Origin of the sequence: Kitasatospora nipponensis (assembly GCF_039528135.1) — a bacterium.
GTDB lineage: Bacteria > Actinomycetota > Actinomycetes > Streptomycetales > Streptomycetaceae > Kitasatospora > Kitasatospora nipponensis.
The window spans coordinates 1-712 of sequence record NZ_BAAALF010000708.1 but is presented as its reverse complement, the minus strand read 5'-3'; the positions used below and the strand labels follow the sequence as shown (position 1 = coordinate 712).

1 protein-coding gene is annotated in these 712 nt (G+C 66.0%); it reads right to left on the bottom strand.

Annotated features, from left to right (window positions below):
* On the bottom strand, window positions 1-712 hold a 712-nt coding region (locus ABD323_RS42850), incomplete at both ends, for a hypothetical protein (protein ID WP_344447454.1).

The following is a 712-nucleotide window of genomic DNA, read 5'->3' as shown; positions in this document are numbered from 1 at the left end:
CTTGTCGGTCCATGCCGTTTCGCTCCAGAACTTCTTCATGAACTCGATGCGGCCGAGGTTGCCGTACGGGCTGTAGCCGGTCGTGAGCTTCCGCACGGCCTCCGGCAGGCTGGCCAGGTTCGGCCCGAACTTGTCCTGCCGGTAGAGCTTCCAGAAGAGGCTCCAGTCGGCGACCTGGGCCTCGATCTTCGCCATCGCGACCGTCTTGGTCACGACGCCGGAGGTCTTCAGCGCGAGCAGGGCGTCGTCGATGGCGATGCCGGTGACCATCGCGATCTTGACGGCGGCGACCGCCTTCGCGCCCTTGATCAGGGTGCTGCCGGGCACCACGGTGGCGACGGCCCAGCCGCAGGCCGCGTTGATACCCGGGTGGTTCCAGCACTTGACGATGTCGTCCGTCAGCATGTGCAGGAGCAGCCGGGAGCTGTCCGGGGTGCTGCAGAAGCCCTCGGTGCAGGTGACCTTGTAGTGCTTGGCGAACTCGGTGTAGGTCAGCTGCATGACGGTGCTGTACGGCTCGCCGTTCAGCGTCGTGCTGGTGATCGTCAGGGCGTCGCCGGAGCCGTACTTGCCCTCGCAGTTGGCGAGCGTGGTGTTCGCCTGCGGGCAGGACCGGATCTCGTAGTCGATGGTGCCGGAGACCTTGACCGTGACCGGGACGTCACAGACCAGGTCGCCGTTCGCGTTCTTGTACCAGGCACCGGTGCCGGTG